Genomic DNA, 15,453 nt, shown 5'->3' with positions numbered 1-15,453 from the left:
GGGGAGCAGCCGTCGCGTCATTCTGGGTGAATTGCCCGGCCCCGCAGCCCAGATTTCCGCAGCCGTAAGACGGCCTCAACTCGGCAGATGAGGAAGGCTCCGACCGGGCGGCGGAAGCCAGAACGCATCACCAGCGAAGCGCTGGCTGGCGCTGGCGGGCGGGCTGAGTGTGAGGGGCAGCCGCTACACCCGTAGGGCCATAGGAATCACCGGTCGTGGGTCGTCTCACCGTTTCCAGCGCTGACGGCTCGGCGTCCGAGCGAGTGATGCAGGCCGCCAGCGACTCAGCGGGTGATGGAGTTGGTGTGCGGGTCACAGATGCATGCGGTGTGTCGCTGTCGACGTCGCGGACCAGGTACAGGTGACTGCGCTGTCGGGCGCGGCTTACGGCCACGTAGAGGGCTTCGCGCCCGGTCCCTGTGGTGATGCTCGCGTGCGCGGTCTCGCAGGTGAGTCCTTGAGCTCGGTGGACGGTCACGGCGTAGCCCAGCTCCACGCGCTTGGCGACATAGTGCGAGGGCAGCCGGACCACCGACTGCGACGAACGTCTCTGGACCATCAGCGATCCGTCGGTAGCGACGTGTCGCACGAGCCACCCATCGCCGTTCTTGACGAAGTCTCGCCCGCAATCCGTCTGCAGCATCCGGGCGTTGGCTCGGGTGACGATCCAGTCGCCGGCCGAGGCTTGGGTGCCGTCATGCAGGCCGACGGTGAGCGCACCGGCGGTCGTGGAGTGGAGGCGTCGGGCGAGCTGCGCGCGCTCGTTCAACGACCGGGCCTGTTCGCGGTCCGTTGTGAGCAGCAGGCTGTGCAGGCCCTTCGCCACGTCGGTGCGCCAGGCGCTGAACGCGGCTTCCGTCATCGCGTCACTGCTGCCGGCGTCAAGGCGGCCCGCATCGGCGTAGAACTTGGCCGCTCGGGCGTCGCCATCACGCACGGCGGTCGTGGCGTTGGCCTCTTCGGTCGTGGTGAAGCGGTGCAGTGCCCTGAGTTCGGCCGTCGGACTGGAGGTGGTGAGGAGGCGGAACGCGCCGCCTGCTTCAACCGCCGCGAGCTGATGCGGGTCGCCGATGAGCCGGACGGTGGCGCCGGCTGACCGGGCGGCGTCGGTGATGGTGGCGAGGCGCATGGTCCCGGCCATGCCGGCCTCGTCGATCAGGACGACGTCCCCGCGGCGCAGAGGATCGGCCCGGCCGACCGCGATGTCGTGCAGCCACTTGTGGATGTTGTCGGCTGGCACGGCCAGCTCGTCGGCGAGGACCTGGGCGGCGGCCGAGGACGGGGCTAGGGCGATCACTCGCCGACCCGCGCGCTGCCAGGCGGCGGTTGCCAGCTTGAGCGTCGTGGTCTTGCCTGCACCGGCCGGGCCTACCAGGCAGGTGAGGACGTGGGGGCTGAGGCACAGGTGCTGTGCCGCGCGAACCTGCTCGGCACTGCTGCTTCGCTCGTGGTTCTGAGCGGTCGCTACCGCGGCGTCGAACGTGCGCTGATCGATCGGCGCGCCATGCGACGCGGTCGCTGCGTCCAGCAGGTCCAGCTCGGCGTTCAGCAGTGTCCGGCTGGTGTAGCGCTCGGTGCCGTGGGCGGTGCTGACCGGGGTGCCGTCGGCTCGTCGAGCGGTGTCCGGCAGGTCGGCAGCCGTCTCGACGCCGCACAAGCGATACAGGTCCTCCGCCGCACCGGCTGGCGCGTCGACCGAGATGGTGTCGGTGTGGGTGCGGCATCGATCGACGACGGTGTCGACCAGGCGCTGACGCTCGTCGGAGCCGCTGACCGCCGCTGGGCGGACCTGACGTTCGACCTCGGCGAGCAGGTTCCACCGCGTCCAGGAGGACCGGCTCTCGCGCAGCGTCGCCAGCACCGCCTCGACGTAGAGCGCGACGTCGACCGGCGGCGACACGTCCTGGCGAGGCCGGGACGCGACCGCGGCCAGCATCGCTTCGGTCACGCCCTCCTCGCCGATGGCCAGCCGCGCCTCTCGCCACCACCGACGACGCAGGTCGTGTAGCGGCGCGCCGGTCGACTTGGCGTCGCGGGTCGAAAGCGTCGCCTCCTGCGCCAGTCGTAGCCGCACGGCCCGAGACGGCTCTCGGCCGTGCGAGCGGCGGTAGCGCTGCTCGAGCTCGCCCAACGCCGCGGTGATGTTGCGTCGCCGGGTCGAGAACTGATCGACCAGCTCGAGGGGGATGCCGGCGACCTCTCGCACCGGGCGGTCGTGGCGACCGTCCAGCCGCGGCTCGAAGCGCACCGGCAGCCGTGAGCGCATCTCGTCCTCGAGCCGGGTGTTGTACCGCTCCGATGCGGCGACGCCGACCGCATAGAGCGCCTTGCCATCCAGGGACAGCCACCGAGGGGTGCCGTCCGGTCGGTCGAGGCGCGCCCGCACCTTGTTCGCGACGGCGACGTGCGTGTGCAGGTCCGGGTCACCGGCCCGGGACTCGAAGTGGTCGAACGCTGCGGCGACCAACCCGTAGGTGTCGACCTGGAACCGTCCTCCTCGCCCGACCCGGGTGAACGCTGCGTGCTGCTCCAACCAGGACAGGACGTCTGCCACCGCCGCGTGGTGCGCCTGCTCGACCGCCCGCCGGACGTCGTCCTCGCCCAGCGCCCACAGCAGCGACACCGACTTGACCGGGCTGAACACCAAGTCGTAGCCAGCAACCGGCTTCCGGGCCGCGGTGGCCGTCGGGAAGCTAGCTCCCAGGGGCACCTCGGTCGTGGGGTGCTCGCCACGACCGAACAGCGCACGCATCTGCTCCACGCTGACGGCGCCGCAGATCTCCGCCTGTCGGGCGCCGGCGCCCATCCACCGTCCGGGCGGTGTGCCCGACTCGGCGTAGTAGTCCGCCAGAGCCTGCCCATCCCGGGCCTGGTCGGCCGACGCCACCTGACGGGTCAGATAGGTGTAGCCGTCACCAGCGGACAGCTTGTGCACCGTCATCACGAGCGGCCACCCGCCCCGGCGGCGATCACGCTGCGTGACCGCTGCCGAAGTGCCTTCGGCCGCCGCGGATGGATGCCGAGGTCCACACGATGTTCACGGACGAGGCCAGACAGGAGGCCACGGGCCGTCCCGGGGCGGACGCCGAAGTCCTTGGTCGAGCACGAATCGGCACACGGCCGCGCTACGCCGGACGGTCCAGCATGGGGGAGACGCGACTTGTAATCGGAAGGTTGCGGGTTCAAGTCCCGCTGCCGGCTCTGCTGATTCGTGCTCAGCCGCGACGTGGGGCGCGCGTGCCGAGCGACGACCTTTACGAGACGGGCGAGTCCGCTTCGCTCGGACGGCCACCCTCAGCGCGAAGGGCAGCCCACCAGGTGTCGATGGCCGCGCTCATCGCCGGCGACGCATCGTGCTCGTGGCGGGCCGCCCGGTAGTCCGAGAACAGCTCGACGACCGCGACGGCCAGCTCATGCAGCTTGACGTTGTGGTCGTTGGACGCCTTGCGCAGGACGGCGAAGGCCTCGTCCGTGGTGCACTGGCGCCGGGTCGCGATGGCACCCTTGGCCTGCTCGATCGGCGCCCGGTGGGCCATCGCCTCGCGCAACTGGCCTGCCTCTTCGGCCAGGTCCATCCAGTGGTACTCGTCGCTCACAGCCATCCCTCGCGCCACGCGATGAGACGCCCTGGCTGCTCAAGATCGTCCCGGTACGAGACTGGATTCTAGACATCCCGGGCGCACCGGGGAACCGGTGGCTGCCGCCGGAGGTCGACGTCGAGAGTGCGAGCCGCTCTGCTGGACGCGCCCCTCGAGCGCCGCAGCGTCAGGTTCGGTGCCGCAGTCCCACTCTCCACCCGCTCGGCCGCGCGCGCACGTCGATCTTCCCCAGCCCCCGGGGCGTCAGGCGCCCGCGGCGATGAGGACCCCGTCCGTGATGAACCCCAGAGCGAGGCCGCCCAGAACGGCCCAGGTGGTCAGGGACTTCAGCCCGGTGCGACGGGCCACCGCGAGCAGCTCGATCACGACGTAGAGCACGGACCCGGCGGCCAGCCCGAGGAACGCGATCGAGAGCGTGTCGTTGACGACCTGCTGGCCGATGAGGGTGCCGAGGAACGTCGGGCCGCCGCCGATGAGCCCCAGCAAGCCGAGACGGGACCAGGACGGCCGTGCCGAAGCGCCGGTGAGCGGAGCGACGATGCCGAACCCCTCGGTGGCGTTGTGCAAGGCGAAGCCGATGACCAGCAGCAGCGCCAGCGAGAGCTCGCCACCAGCGGCGGAGTTGCCGATGGCCAAGCCCTCGGCGAAGTTGTGCAGCCCGATGCCCACGGCGATCATCAGCGCGAGATCGGCCGGCGTCGTCGGGGCCGGGCTCGGCCGACCGTCGGGGCCGGTGGTACCTGCGCTCGCAGCGCCCCCGCGACCGCCGCCCGTCGTCGACCCCACGAGCTCGGGCACGGCGACCGCGGCAGAGCGCGCCTGCCGTCGTCGGGCGGTGACCGAGTCGTACGTGACCAGGCCCACCATGCCGACGGTCAGGCCGACCGCCAGCACGAGGCCTCCGGACGACGCGGCGCCCCAGCGGTGCTCGGCGAGCGCCGCGTCCGTCGGCTCCCAGGCGTGGGTCAGGATGTCCCAGAGCAGGAAGACGAGCACGCCGATCGCCACGCCGTTGAGCGCCGACTTGAGGCGAGGCGCGGGCTGGCGGAGGCGTCCGACCGGCAGGCCGAGGAAGATGGTGAAGCCTGCGAGCGCGCCGAGAAGCGCGATCTGCGAACCGGTCAAGGCTGTTCCTCCGAGGTCTCTTAGGGTTGCCTATCCTGACCCGCTGCAGGGCGCGTCGTCCAGCCGGTGGGTGGATCTGTCTTCAGGTGACTCTCAGCGCGAGGGCACATGCTCGACCCGCGAGCCGCACGAGGTGCGGCGGATGGAGGGTGGCGTGCGACTGCTGGTCGTGGAGGACGAGCCGGGGCTGGCCGAGACGATCCGTCGCGGGCTGAGCAAGGACGGCTTCGTCGTCGACGTCGTCCACGACGGCGAGGAAGCCGTGTGGGCCGCGACGGAGAACGACTACGACGTCATGGTGCTCGACATCATGATCCCGAAGCTGAACGGGTACGACGTCGTCCGGGCGTTGCGGGAGAAGGGCAACTGGACGCCGATCCTGATGCTCACCGCCAAGGACGGCGTCTACGACCAGAGCGACGCCTTCGACCTCGGGGCGGACGACTACCTGACCAAGCCGTTCAGCTTCGTGGTGCTCATCGCCCGGCTGCGCGCCCTGATCCGTCGCGGCGCACCGGAGCGGCCCGTGGTGCTCGCCGCCGGCGACCTCACGCTGGACCCGGCACGGCGTCGGGTCGAGCGCGGCGGCAGCGTCCTGCACCTGACGCCGAAGGAGTACGGGCTGCTGGAGTTCCTCATGCACCGCCGCGGTGACGTCGTGACCAAGGGGCAGATCCTGGACGCCGTGTGGGACCCGGCGTTCGACGGGGATCCCAACATCGTCGAGGTGTACATCCGGTACCTGCGCCGCAAGATCGACGTCCCGTTCGGGCGGAAGGCCATCGAGACGGTGCGCGGTGCCGGCTACCGGTTGGAGGAGGACGGCGGATGACCACCCGGTACGAGCCGTCCCCCGCGGCGCAGCGGGCGGGGCGCCAGCCGTGGCTCCTGCCCCTGGCCGGCGCGGTCGCCTGCTTCGTGGCGTTCGCCGGTCTGGTCGACGGCGTGCGCGAGCGCGGCGACCTGTCGGCCTTCGACCCGTCGGTGCGCGAGGCGTTGGTGCAGACGCGATCCGCGGTTCTGACGCAGGTCGCACACCTCGTGACGTCCCTGGGCTCGACCCTCGTGATCCTCGTGATCGCGGTCGTCGTGGCGGGTGCGCTCTCCTGGCGCCGTCGGTCGGGCGTGCCGTTGGCCACCGCTGCCGTGGTGCTGGGGGGCAGCGGTGCGCTGACGTACGGGCTGAAGACGTTCGTGGGCCGCCAGCGACCGCCCGTGGCCGACATGCTGGGCGCCGCCGAGCACGACCTGTCCTTCCCGTCCGGCCACACCCTGAACTCCGCCGTCCTGGTGGCTCTGCTCTGCTGGCTGTTCCGCGAGGAGCTGGCTCGGGCGAGCCGGGCGAGGCGGACGGTCGTGCTGGCCGTCGCGGTTCTCGCCGCCCTCGCGGTCGGGGTCAGCCGGGCGTACCTCGGCTTCCACTGGATGACCGACGTGCTGGGCGGGTGGGTGGTGGCGCTGGGCTGGATCTGCCTGCTCCTCGCCGGTCGCGCGTGGATCAGGGCTGTGCGGGCAGCCTGACCTCCACCCGGCAGCCGCCGGTCGGGGCCGTCGTGACGCGCACCGAGCCGCCGTGTGCCTTCACCACCTCGTCGACGATCGCGAGCCCGAGGCCGGTGCCCCCGCTGCCGCGGTTGCGGCTGTCGTCCAGCCGCACGAACCGCTCGAGCACGCGTTGCCGGTCGGCCTCGGGGATGCCGGGGCCGTCGTCGTCCACGAGCAGCACGGCCTGGGGCCCGGTGGCACCGTCCTCGGCGGCGAGGGAGAGTGCGACCTCGGACGTCGCGTGGCGAGCCGCGTTGTCCACCAGGTTGGTGACGACCTGGGTGAGCCGGGCGGTGTCACCGAGCACCCGCACGGGTTCGACGTCGCGTCGGATCTCCAGGCCCCCGACAGCGCGCAGCCGACGTGCCTCGGCCTCGACCACGTCGTCGAGGTCGACGTCCTCGAGCTCGAGGTGCACGCTGTGCTCGTCGGCCCGGGCGAGCAGCAACAGGTCGGAGACCAGCCGCGTCATGCGCGCGATCTCGTTGTCGATCACCGGCGACAGCTCCCGCCAGCTGTCGGACGTCGGGTCGTTGCGGGCCAGCTCGACCGACGCCGCCAGCGTCGACAGCGGGCTGCGCAGCTCGTGGCTCGCATCAGCGACGAAGCGGCGCTGGGTGCTGTAGGCGTGGTCGAGCCGCTCGAGCATCTCGTTCATCGTGGCGGCCAACCGCGCGATCTCGTCGTCCGAGGTCGGCACCGGGATCCGCTGGGCGACGTTCGACCCGCCGATCTCGCTGACCCGTCGCCGGATGCGCTCGACCGGACGCAGCGTGCGCCCGACCAGCACCCAGGTGGCCGCCCCCACGAGAAGGAGCAGCAGCGGAGCCCCGACCAGCAGCAGCGACAACGCCGTCTGCACCGACTGCTGCTGAGCGCCGATGGGGGTGGCGACGACGACGCGGTAGTCCTTGCCGCCGGAGGCCGTGCCGGCGACGACCAGCAGGTAGGGGTCGTCCTCGTCGAGGAGCGGCAGCCGGCTCGCTCGTACCTCCACGACCTGGCCGGGTGCTGCCGCCGTGCGGGTCAGGGGCTCGGACGACGCCCGCGGGCTGGACGCCGACACGACCGTGCCCGTGGGGTCGACCACCTGCAGGAGCTGGCCTGTGCGGGTCGTGGCGTCGACCTGCTCGTCCAGACCGGCCAAGCCCTCCTCGCGGACCAGGGTGGCGATCTCGTCGGCGCGCGCGACCGCCGCCGACTGCACCGTCGTGAGCAGGTTGCGCTGCAGCAGGACGACGAAGGCCGTCGCCCCGGCCACCAGCGCGACGGCGACGACCAGCACCGCTGCCGCCGTCGACCGCCCGCGAACCCCGCGCAGGGCGGGGTGACGCCTGGGGCGCGTTGGCTCAGACATGGTCCTCACGTGACGGCGGTGGCAGGCCTGCTCGTCGCAGTCTGGCAGGCGGCGAGCTCGTAGAGCTCTGCGCACCGCGCGACCACGGCGTCCCACGACTGCGGCACCGGGCGGCGGGCGCCGGTGGCCAGGTGGCGCAACCGCAGCCGGTCGCCCAGCAGGTCCGCGACGACGCAGGCCATCTCCGCGTCGTCGGCCACCAGCTCGCCGTGCACCCCCGGCTCGACGAACTCGGCGACGCCCGCGCCGCGGTAACCGACGACCGGGAGCCCGGCGCACCGCGCCTCCAGCGCGGCGATGCCGAACGACTCCATCAGCGCCGGGGCGACGTACAGATCAGCCGACGCCAGCAGGTCCGCGACGGACGGCCGGTCCAGCCGTCCGGCGAGCAGCACGACGTCCTGCAGCCCGCGCCGTCGCACCTCCCGCGCCACGGCGTCCGTCTGCGGGCCGGAGCCGGCGATCACGGCGCGCCACGGCACCCTCCCGGCCAGCTGCTGGTCGACGAGCTCGAGGACGTCGACGAAGGCCATCGGGCGCTTCCGGGCGGCCAGACGCATGACCGACGCGACGGTCAGGACGTCGCGCACCCCGACGTCGGCGCGCTGCCACGCGGTGGGATCCACACCGTTGGGCAGGACGCGAACCGGTCGGCCGATCGCGTGCACGAGGGCGTCGGCCGCGACCCGGCTGACCGCCGTCCACGTCACGCCCGGCCCGACGAGCGCGGCGACCGCGCGCAGTCCGTTCGTCACCGGCCAGGTGCGCTGGGCCACCGAGTGCATGGTCACCACGGTGGGCAGGTCGGAGGCCGCGGCCTGCCGTGCCGCCGACCACGCGAGCGGTGACACCACCGAGGAGTGGCAGTGGACGACGTCCGGGCACAGCGTGTCGATCACGCGCGACACCCGGGCGTCGGCGAACGGGGATCGGGTCACGTCCGGGTGCGCGGCCGCGCCGTCCGTCGAGGTGAGCACGTGCACGTCGTCGCCCCGGAGTCGTTGCTGCGCAGCGAGATCGGCGACCTGCCGCTCGATGCCGCCGAGCCGTGGCAGGTACACGTCGCTGACGTGCAGGACCCTCACGCCGCCGCTCCCGCCAGGTGCCGGCCACGCCAGCGGCCCCAGCCCCAGGCGCCGGTGACGGCCAGCCCCAGCGGGATCTCGAGGAAGAAGGTGAAGGCGCGGTACACGAGGGCGGCCGCCGCGGCGTCGGCTGCCGCCGCCCCGGCCAGCGCCAGGCAGCTGGTCAGCACGAGCTCGGCCACCCCAGCTCCGCCCGGCGTGATTGGTACCGCGGTCACCAGCCGCTCGAGGGCGACAGCTGCCAGCACCGCCGTCCACGGCAGCGGTGCGCCGAGAGCCCGCAGGGAGCACCACAGGAGGACGGCCAGCAGAAACAGGTAGCCGACCATCCCCAGGCTGAGCCGGTGCCACGACCGGGCGACGGTGCGGATCACCTGACGCCTCAGGCGCACCGCCGCCACCGCCGCTGCACGTGGATCACGCCCTCGGCCGGGGCGCACGCGAGCGACCACCCGTGCGACGGACGCCGCGCACCGCGCTGCCAGGCGCTCGCGGGCCGCAGCCAGCACGCCGATGCCGAGCAGGGTGACGGTCACCACCGTCAACCAGCTGACGGACCGGGCGCCCGTCACGCCCGGCAGGGCGACGGCGGCCCAGGCCAGCCCCGCCGCGCCGACCGCCACGCGTGCGAGCAGGTTGCACGCCGTGCTCACCGTCAAGAAGGCGCCGAGCGCGCCGGGCGCGAAGCCCCACGACCGCACCATGGTCGAGGTGAGCCCCAGGCTCAGCGCGCCTCCGAGCGGCACGGCGTTGCCGATCGCGCTGCCGGCCAGGTTGAGGCCGATGGCCCGGCGCGAGCTCAGACCGGGGAGCGACGCGGTGAGCACCGCGCTGTGCGCCCACAGGCCGGCCCACCAGACGGCGACGAGCGCTGCCAGCCAGGGCAGGTCCAGGGCGTGGAGCTCATGACCGACCGCCGACCACGTCGCGCCGCTGGCGGAGGGGACGGCGAGCAGGAGGAGCACGCAAAGGCCGGCGACGAGCGGGGCCGCAACCCACCACCCCCGTGGCCGGACGCGCCGAGCGGTCGCAGTCTCCTGCGCCGGCCTGGTGGTCGTCACCCCGGCATGGTCCGGGTCCACGGCTGAACGTCACCTGAACGCGGCTCCTGGCATGCTCGCCGGCATGCCGCGCACGATCGTGTCCTTCCACGCGCACCCGGACGACGAGGCCCTGCTCACGGGCGGGAGCCTCGCGGGCGCTGCGGCACAAGGACATCGGGTCGTGCTCGTCGTCGCCACCGACGGGGAGGTCGGGCTGGCCACCGCCGCCGACGCGCAGGACCTCGGACGACGACGGGCGGCCGAGCTGGACCGCGCAGCCGCGGCGCTCGGGTGCGCGCGGGTGGTACGGCTCGGCCTGCCCGACTCGGGCTGGAAGGGATCGGCGCGCGACGGGCAGGTCTTCAGCCGGCTGCCGCTCGAGCGTGCGGCGTCAGGACTGCTGGCGGTCCTGGCGCAGGAGTCGCCCGAAGTCCTGACGACCTACGACCCGGCGGGTGGGTACGGGCACCCCGACCACCAGCAGGTGCACCGCGTCGGGGCGTTCGCCGCCGCCCGGGCCGGGACGCCGGTCGTGCTGCAGGCCACGGCACCCCGGGAGCGGCTGCACCGCGCCGTCCGGGTGGCGGCGCGGGTACCGGGCCTCCTGGACCAGGTGGACCCGGGTGCCTTCGCCCAGGCCTTCAGCCCCCGCGCCGACATCACGCACGTCGTCGACGTCCGCCCTCACCTCGCGGCCAAGCGGGCGGCCATGGCAGCCCACGCCAGCCAGGCCGCGTCGGACGTCGGCCCGCGAACGCTCGCCCTGCTGCTGCGCCTGCCCGCACCGCTGTTCCGGGCCGTCGCCGGGCACGAGTGGTTCGTCGACCCGGCGCGACCCGGAACGCGGTCGAGCACCCTGCTCCAGGACGGTTGACTCAGCCGATCCGGCCGCGGTCCCGCTCGTCCAGACCGTCGAGGTCGTCGTCATCGCTCGCCGACCACGTGGACCCGGGCTCGTGCAGCTCGATGACGTCGCGGCGGCTGCGGGTCAGGTAGACAACGACGACGAGGATCGTGACGAGGAAGATGGCGCTCGTCACGACCGTGCCGAGGCCGAGACCCCCGTCGCCCTTGGCCTGCGACAGGAAGTCACCGAGCGATGCGCCGAGGGGTCGCGTGAGGACGTAGGCGATCCAGAACGACAGCACGGCGCCGAGCTTGAGCCCGTAGTGCGCCCCCGCGACCATCGCGATGCACACGGCGAACAGGACCACGGACGGGAAGTACCCGATGCCCAGGCCCTCGGCCAGCAGGTCGCCCGCTGCGGTGCCCAGCGCGAACGTGAACAGGATCGCCAGCCAGTAGAAGGACTCCCGCCGCGTCGTGGTGATGGAGTGGATCGACAACGTCCGCTCGCTGCGGTACCAGACGGTGAAGGTGACGGCCAGGGCGATGGCGAACGCGAGCGTCGTCACCTGCAGGGGAACGCCCAGCCCGTCCACGAGGTTGTCGGTGAACAACGTGCCCACGATGCTGATCAGCACGACGGCCAGCCAGTAGGTCGACGGCACGTACCGCGTGGCACGGAACTGCCACACCAGGACGGCGACCAGTGCGACGCCCATCACGATCGTCGTCAGCGTCAGGCCGAGGCCGAGCGTCACGTTCAGGTAGTCGGCCGCGGTCTCGCCGACCGTCGTCGCGAGCACCTTGATCACCCAGAACCAGACGGTCACCTCGGGGACCTTGTTGAGCATCTCGCGCGGCGAACGGCGCGGCAGGGCAGGGGAGTTCGGTGTCATGGGCGGCGACCGTAGGGACGTCCACCTGAACGTCGACTGAACAGGGACGGTCGACGGGGCTCTGGCCGTGCTCGTCGTCTTCGCGGTCGGCGAGATGGGGAGACGGAGAACCACCGGAAGCCCTCGCGCGCGACCGCTTGCTGCTGGCGTGCGCAGGCGCATGGTTGACCCTCGTCGTGGTCGCCCGCCACCTGTGGTGACGAGCCGCGCCGGGTCCTCTCGGCGGCAGACCCGCGCTACCGCCTCCCCGCGCGGGGCCGACGTCCTCAGACCGTCAGGGCAGAACGGGCGACGACGAGCAGACCCAGCCCCGTCACCGCGACCGCGGTCAGCACCGGGAGCGCCCTCGCGAGCATCATCGCGGCGTGCTGACCGGGCAGCGCCGAGCGGCCGGCACGGCCCGCGCTCCACCGCTCGAAGCGGTCGCGGGCGAGCACCAGCAGCAGCCCGGTGCCGACCAGGGCCGAGGCCATGCCGATGCCGTAGAAGAGCACCAGGACCGCCCCGAACCAGGCTCGGCCGAGGGCGATCCCTCCCAGCAGCACCAGCAGCGCCGACGGGCTGGGCACGAGGCCGCCCGCCAGGCCGACGGCCGCGAGCCGCAGGGTCCCGCGTCGTCCGCGGACGGCGGGACGCGGTGCGGCGTGAGCGTGGTCGTGCGAGTGGGAGTGGTCGTGCGAGTGGTCGTGCGCGTGGTCGTGCGCGTGGTCGTGCGAGTGGGCCGGTGCCGCCGGCGAGCCCCCGACCGCGACCAGCGTGCGGGCCACGGCCACAGGCTCGTGGGTGTGGCCGCCGGGTCCGTGCGTGTGGCCGCCCGGGCCATGGGTGTGACCGCGGCGCGCGGCGCGCAGCAGCGTGACGCCGATGCCCGCCAGGAGCAGCCCGCTGACCAGCCCGAGCCAGGGGTACACGCGTTCCGGGGCGGCGAGCGCGGCACCGCTGAGGGCCGCGCCGAGCAGCAGCACCCCCAGCGTGTGGGTGATCGTCACCGAGACGCCGATCGTGGCGGCCTGCCGCCAGGTCCCCTCACGGCTGACCAGGTAGGCGGCCATCAAGGTCTTGCCGTGCCCGGGCGCGAACGCGTGCGCCGCGCCGAGGACCAGCGACAGCACGATCGCGAGCAGCGCGAACGCGGGCGTGAGGTGCGTGCGTGACACGAGGTCGGTGTAGGCGGTCGTGAAGCGGTCGAGACCGCGCAGCGGCCCCGCGGCCAGCGGCGAGCTCGACCGGTCGCCCGCCACCGCACCGTCGCCGCGCTCGACCTGCAGGCGCGCCGACCGCTGGTCGAGCGGCGAGGTCAGCAGGTCCGCCGGGTAGGCGCGCAGCTGCTGCGACACCGACGTGGCGGGGACGTCGCTGGTGGCGAGGCGGGTGCCGTCGCCCACGGCGGTGACCTCGTGCCAGCCGACGCGGGCGCCGGTCGGCGGCGCGGCGTACGACAGCGCGCGGCCGACCGTCTGGACCTCGGCGCTGCGCAGGGCGCACTCGAGCCGGGTGGTCGCCAGGCCGGCTGCGCCGGCGACGACCTCCAGCCGCGAGCTCGAGACGGCCAGCGGGACGGACTGCCCGCCGACGGACAGGCGTGCCCCCGTCGCGAGCTGTGCGCACTGCTCGGTCCGCCAGGCGTCCGCGCCGACGGGCTGCCGGCCGGGTGCGGCGTCCGGGAACGCCTGCAGGGTGGGGATCTCGGCCCGGTCGACGACGACGTCCACGCGGACGGCGTCGGGCTCGACGTGCAGCGCGCTGGCGTAGCTGACGGTGAAGTTGCCCAGGGGGTGCGCGGACGCCGCGGGGGCGGTGACCAGCGCCGCCGTGCCGCAGCCGACGAGCGCGATCGCTGCCGAGACGACGGCGCGCGCGAGGGACCGTCGCACGTCAGCCCTGCGCCTTCAGCGACGCGAGCGACGCGCGCGCCTTCGGTGCGAGCACCGGCGAGAAGTAGGGATTCGTGCGCAAGGCGCGGGTGAGCGACGTGCGCGCGTCGGCGTTGCGCCCCAACGACTTCTCGATCATCCCGCGGTGGTAGGCAAAGAGCGCGTTGCGCATCCCGAGCGCGGCCGCGCGGCGCGAGTGCACCAGGGCCTCCCGGTCGCGGCCCGCGGAGTGCAGCGCCCAGGCGTACGCGTCCTCGACCTGGATGCTGGTCCGCCGGCGCAGCTCGGCCCCGGCCGTGGCGACGGCCTGCCGCGAGCGACCGTGGTCGGCGTCGTACAGCGAGAGCTCGAGATCGACGTTCGCACCGGCTGCCCGGAACAGCCGCACCGTCGCGTCGATCACGGCGTACTGCTGCCGGGCCTCATCGGTCTTGCCGGCCGAGGCGAGCAGCTCGGCGTACTCGATCAGGTAGGTCGGCTGCGGGAGCCGTGTCGTCACCTCGGCCCAGTCCCGCAGCGCTTGCTCGGTGCGCCCGCGAGCGGCCTCCACGCGGGCCCGCCCGGCGAGCAGCGGCACGTACGAGGGGTCGCGCCGCAGCCCGTCGGCGAAGTGCCGCTCGGCGGTCGGCAGGTCTCCCTGGTTGAAGGCCAGCTCGCCGAGGTACTGCAGGGCGAAGGCCTGGTCGGCCGGGCTCTGCGCCACCTCGAGCGCGCGCTCGAGCGCGAACCGGGCCCCGTCGTCGTCCCCGCGCAGCTCGTAGCTGTACGAGACGCGGGAGTAGGAGGCGACGCCCGGCTTGAGGTCGACCATGCGTTGCAGGGCCGACCAGGCCTGGGGGTAGCGCCCGAGCTCGGCCAGCGCGTCCGACATGACCCCGAGGTTCGTCGAGCCGTAGGCGTTCAGGTCCGCCGCCTGCTGCGTGAGCGCGAGCGCGCCGTCGAAGTCGTGGCGGGACGCCGCGAGGGTCGCCTGGCCGGTCAGGGCGCCGGCGTTGTCGTGGGGGCGGATCTGGAGCGAGCGGGCGAAGGCCCCGTCGGCCTTGGTGTAGTAGGACGGGTCGGCCGTCAGACGGGCCTGGCTCGTGTACAGGGCGCCGAGGCTCGACCAGGCCGACCAGTCCTGCGGCAGCGCGCGGAGTCGGTCCTGCAGCGAGGCGATGGCGCTGCTGGCGTCCCGAGCGCTCACCACCTCTGCCGGCGGGGCGACGACGCCGCGGGCCGCGGCGGTCCCGGGTCCGCTCTGGCCGACGACACCGGTCACGGCCCCGACGACGAGCAGCGGCACGGCCAGGGCCACCGAGGCGGCGGTCAGCGTGAGGATCTTGCGGGAGCTCGTCATCGTGTGCCCTTCGTGGGCCTCGTCGACACCAGGTCGGCGAACACGACGAGGTTGTCCTCGTGGTGCCCGATCCTGGAGTCGAACGGCCCGTCGCAGGTGACCAGGTGGATGCTCGGCTTGCCGGTGATGCGGTAGACGACCTCGTCCGGGAACGCCGACCGCGGGTACGACGCGCGTCCCACGACGCGGAACACCGCGGTCGTCTGGTCGGCACGGTCGACCGTGATCGGGTCGCCGACCCGCAGGTCCTTCAGCCGGTAGAAGACGCCAGGACCGGAACGGCTGCTGACGTGTCCGGCGAACAGGGTGGCGCCCGGCCCGCCGGGGTGCGGACCGCCGCTCCACCAGCCGACGTCGTCGAAGCTCTCGGGCACGGTGAGGCTGCGATCGGTCTGCACGCGCAGGCCGACGAGGTCGCGGTCGATCTTCAGCCGCGGCACGTGGATGGCGATCGCGGCCGCGGCGTGGTCGTCGACCGGGGCCAGCGGCACGGGGGTGGCTCCGGGCACGGTGATGCCGCTCGTGAGGGCGTCACCGGCCTGCGGGTCGTCGGGAGCGGAGGCGACCGGCGCGGTCGGCGCCGGGTGGTCGCCGGCGCGGGCGACCGCCGTCCCGACCCCCAACGAGGTGACGACGAGCCCGAGCGCCACGAGCCCGGCCGCCGCAGGCGCCGCGCGGACCTGCGCGACGACCTGCGACCACCGGCCGACGGCGCGGAGACGCACGGGCCGAGGCCCGTCCGTC

At 73.3% G+C, this 15,453-nt stretch carries 13 protein-coding genes; 3 read left to right on the top strand and 10 right to left on the bottom strand.

What is annotated here, in order from left to right:
- Positions 1 to 127: 127 nt before the first annotated feature.
- The 3 genes from mobF to ACYVJ4_RS00555 form a co-directional block, all read right to left on the bottom strand.
- Positions 128 to 2,941 (bottom strand): MobF family relaxase, encoded by a 2,814-nt coding sequence (gene mobF, locus ACYVJ4_RS00565; RefSeq protein WP_460458154.1) that lies wholly within the window; start codon positions 2,939 to 2,941, stop codon positions 128 to 130.
- A 313-nt stretch (positions 2,942 to 3,254) separates the two neighbouring features.
- Positions 3,255 to 3,596 carry an ANTAR domain-containing protein gene (locus ACYVJ4_RS00560; protein ID WP_460458153.1) on the bottom strand — a complete coding sequence of 114 codons (342 nt, stop codon included), beginning with the start codon at positions 3,594 to 3,596 and terminating at the stop codon, positions 3,255 to 3,257.
- Positions 3,597 to 3,842: 246 nt separating this feature from the next.
- The gene (locus ACYVJ4_RS00555; RefSeq protein ID WP_460458152.1) at positions 3,843 to 4,724 is read right to left on the bottom strand and encodes a ZIP family metal transporter; all 882 of its coding nucleotides are present in this window, start codon (positions 4,722 to 4,724) and stop codon (positions 3,843 to 3,845) included.
- A 154-nt stretch (positions 4,725 to 4,878) separates the two neighbouring features.
- Here ACYVJ4_RS00555 and ACYVJ4_RS00550 point away from each other — a divergent pair, with 154 nt between their 5' ends.
- Entirely contained in the window at positions 4,879 to 5,556 is a 678-nt protein-coding gene (locus ACYVJ4_RS00550) for a response regulator transcription factor (RefSeq protein WP_460458151.1), read from the top strand.
- Positions 5,553 to 6,245, top strand: coding sequence for a phosphatase PAP2 family protein (locus ACYVJ4_RS00545; RefSeq protein WP_460458150.1), 693 nt, complete (start codon positions 5,553 to 5,555; stop codon positions 6,243 to 6,245). Before ACYVJ4_RS00550 ends, ACYVJ4_RS00545 begins: the two co-directional genes overlap by 4 nt.
- On the opposite strand, the gene ACYVJ4_RS00540 is transcribed toward ACYVJ4_RS00545, so the two are convergent.
- From ACYVJ4_RS00540 to ACYVJ4_RS00530, 3 genes are read right to left on the bottom strand one after another with little or no spacing between them, the layout of a single operon-like run.
- Positions 6,223 to 7,626 carry a sensor histidine kinase gene (locus ACYVJ4_RS00540; protein ID WP_460458149.1) on the bottom strand — a complete coding sequence of 468 codons (1,404 nt, stop codon included), beginning with the start codon at positions 7,624 to 7,626 and terminating at the stop codon, positions 6,223 to 6,225. The genes ACYVJ4_RS00545 and ACYVJ4_RS00540 overlap by 23 nt on opposite strands.
- Positions 7,627 to 7,631: 5 nt before the next feature.
- Entirely contained in the window at positions 7,632 to 8,711 is a 1,080-nt protein-coding gene (locus tag ACYVJ4_RS00535) for a glycosyltransferase family 4 protein (protein ID WP_460458148.1), read from the bottom strand.
- On the bottom strand, positions 8,708 to 9,772 hold the full coding sequence (locus tag ACYVJ4_RS00530; RefSeq protein ID WP_460458147.1) for a lysylphosphatidylglycerol synthase domain-containing protein: 1,065 nt from the start codon (positions 9,770 to 9,772) through the stop codon (positions 8,708 to 8,710). The genes ACYVJ4_RS00535 and ACYVJ4_RS00530 overlap by 4 nt, the downstream gene beginning before the upstream one ends.
- 64 nt (positions 9,773 to 9,836) lie before the next feature.
- On the opposite strand from ACYVJ4_RS00530, the gene ACYVJ4_RS00525 reads away from it, so the two are divergent.
- Positions 9,837 to 10,628: a PIG-L family deacetylase gene (locus tag ACYVJ4_RS00525; protein WP_460458146.1), complete on the top strand. Its 792-nt coding sequence runs from the start codon at positions 9,837 to 9,839 to the stop codon at positions 10,626 to 10,628.
- 1 nt (position 10,629) lies between these two features.
- On the opposite strand, the gene ACYVJ4_RS00520 is transcribed toward ACYVJ4_RS00525, so the two are convergent.
- From ACYVJ4_RS00520 to ACYVJ4_RS00505, 4 genes are all read right to left on the bottom strand, one after another.
- Positions 10,630 to 11,496, bottom strand: a complete 867-nt coding sequence (locus ACYVJ4_RS00520) for a COG4705 family protein (RefSeq protein WP_460458145.1) — start codon at positions 11,494 to 11,496, stop codon at positions 10,630 to 10,632.
- A gap of 266 nt (positions 11,497 to 11,762) precedes the next feature.
- The gene (locus ACYVJ4_RS00515; protein ID WP_460458144.1) at positions 11,763 to 13,370 is read right to left on the bottom strand and encodes a HoxN/HupN/NixA family nickel/cobalt transporter; all 1,608 of its coding nucleotides are present in this window, start codon (positions 13,368 to 13,370) and stop codon (positions 11,763 to 11,765) included.
- A gap of 1 nt (position 13,371) precedes the next feature.
- Positions 13,372 to 14,709 (bottom strand): tetratricopeptide repeat protein, encoded by a 1,338-nt coding sequence (locus tag ACYVJ4_RS00510; RefSeq protein WP_460458143.1) that lies wholly within the window; start codon positions 14,707 to 14,709, stop codon positions 13,372 to 13,374.
- Positions 14,706 to 15,434 (bottom strand): class F sortase, encoded by a 729-nt coding sequence (locus tag ACYVJ4_RS00505; RefSeq protein WP_460458142.1) that lies wholly within the window; start codon positions 15,432 to 15,434, stop codon positions 14,706 to 14,708. Before ACYVJ4_RS00505 ends, ACYVJ4_RS00510 begins: the two co-directional genes overlap by 4 nt.
- Positions 15,435 to 15,453: the final 19 nt, after the last annotated feature.

This window comes from Angustibacter peucedani (assembly GCF_054779595.1).
The sequence above is the reverse complement of the archived record's forward strand: the minus strand, read 5'-3'. Positions and strand labels throughout refer to the sequence as shown.

Coding starts and splice junctions, on each gene's coding strand:
- ACYVJ4_RS00525 (WP_460458146.1), top strand. CDS start 9,837: ATGCCGCGCACGATCGTGTCCTTCCACGCGCACCCGGACGACGAGGCC.
- ACYVJ4_RS00540 (WP_460458149.1), bottom strand. CDS start 7,626: ATGTCTGAGCCAACGCGCCCCAGGCGTCACCCCGCCCTGCGCGGGGTT.
- mobF (WP_460458154.1), bottom strand. CDS start 2,941: ATGACGGTGCACAAGCTGTCCGCTGGTGACGGCTACACCTATCTGACC.
- ACYVJ4_RS00520 (WP_460458145.1), bottom strand. CDS start 11,496: ATGACACCGAACTCCCCTGCCCTGCCGCGCCGTTCGCCGCGCGAGATG.
- ACYVJ4_RS00510 (WP_460458143.1), bottom strand. CDS start 14,709: ATGACGAGCTCCCGCAAGATCCTCACGCTGACCGCCGCCTCGGTGGCC.
- ACYVJ4_RS00545 (WP_460458150.1), top strand. CDS start 5,553: ATGACCACCCGGTACGAGCCGTCCCCCGCGGCGCAGCGGGCGGGGCGC.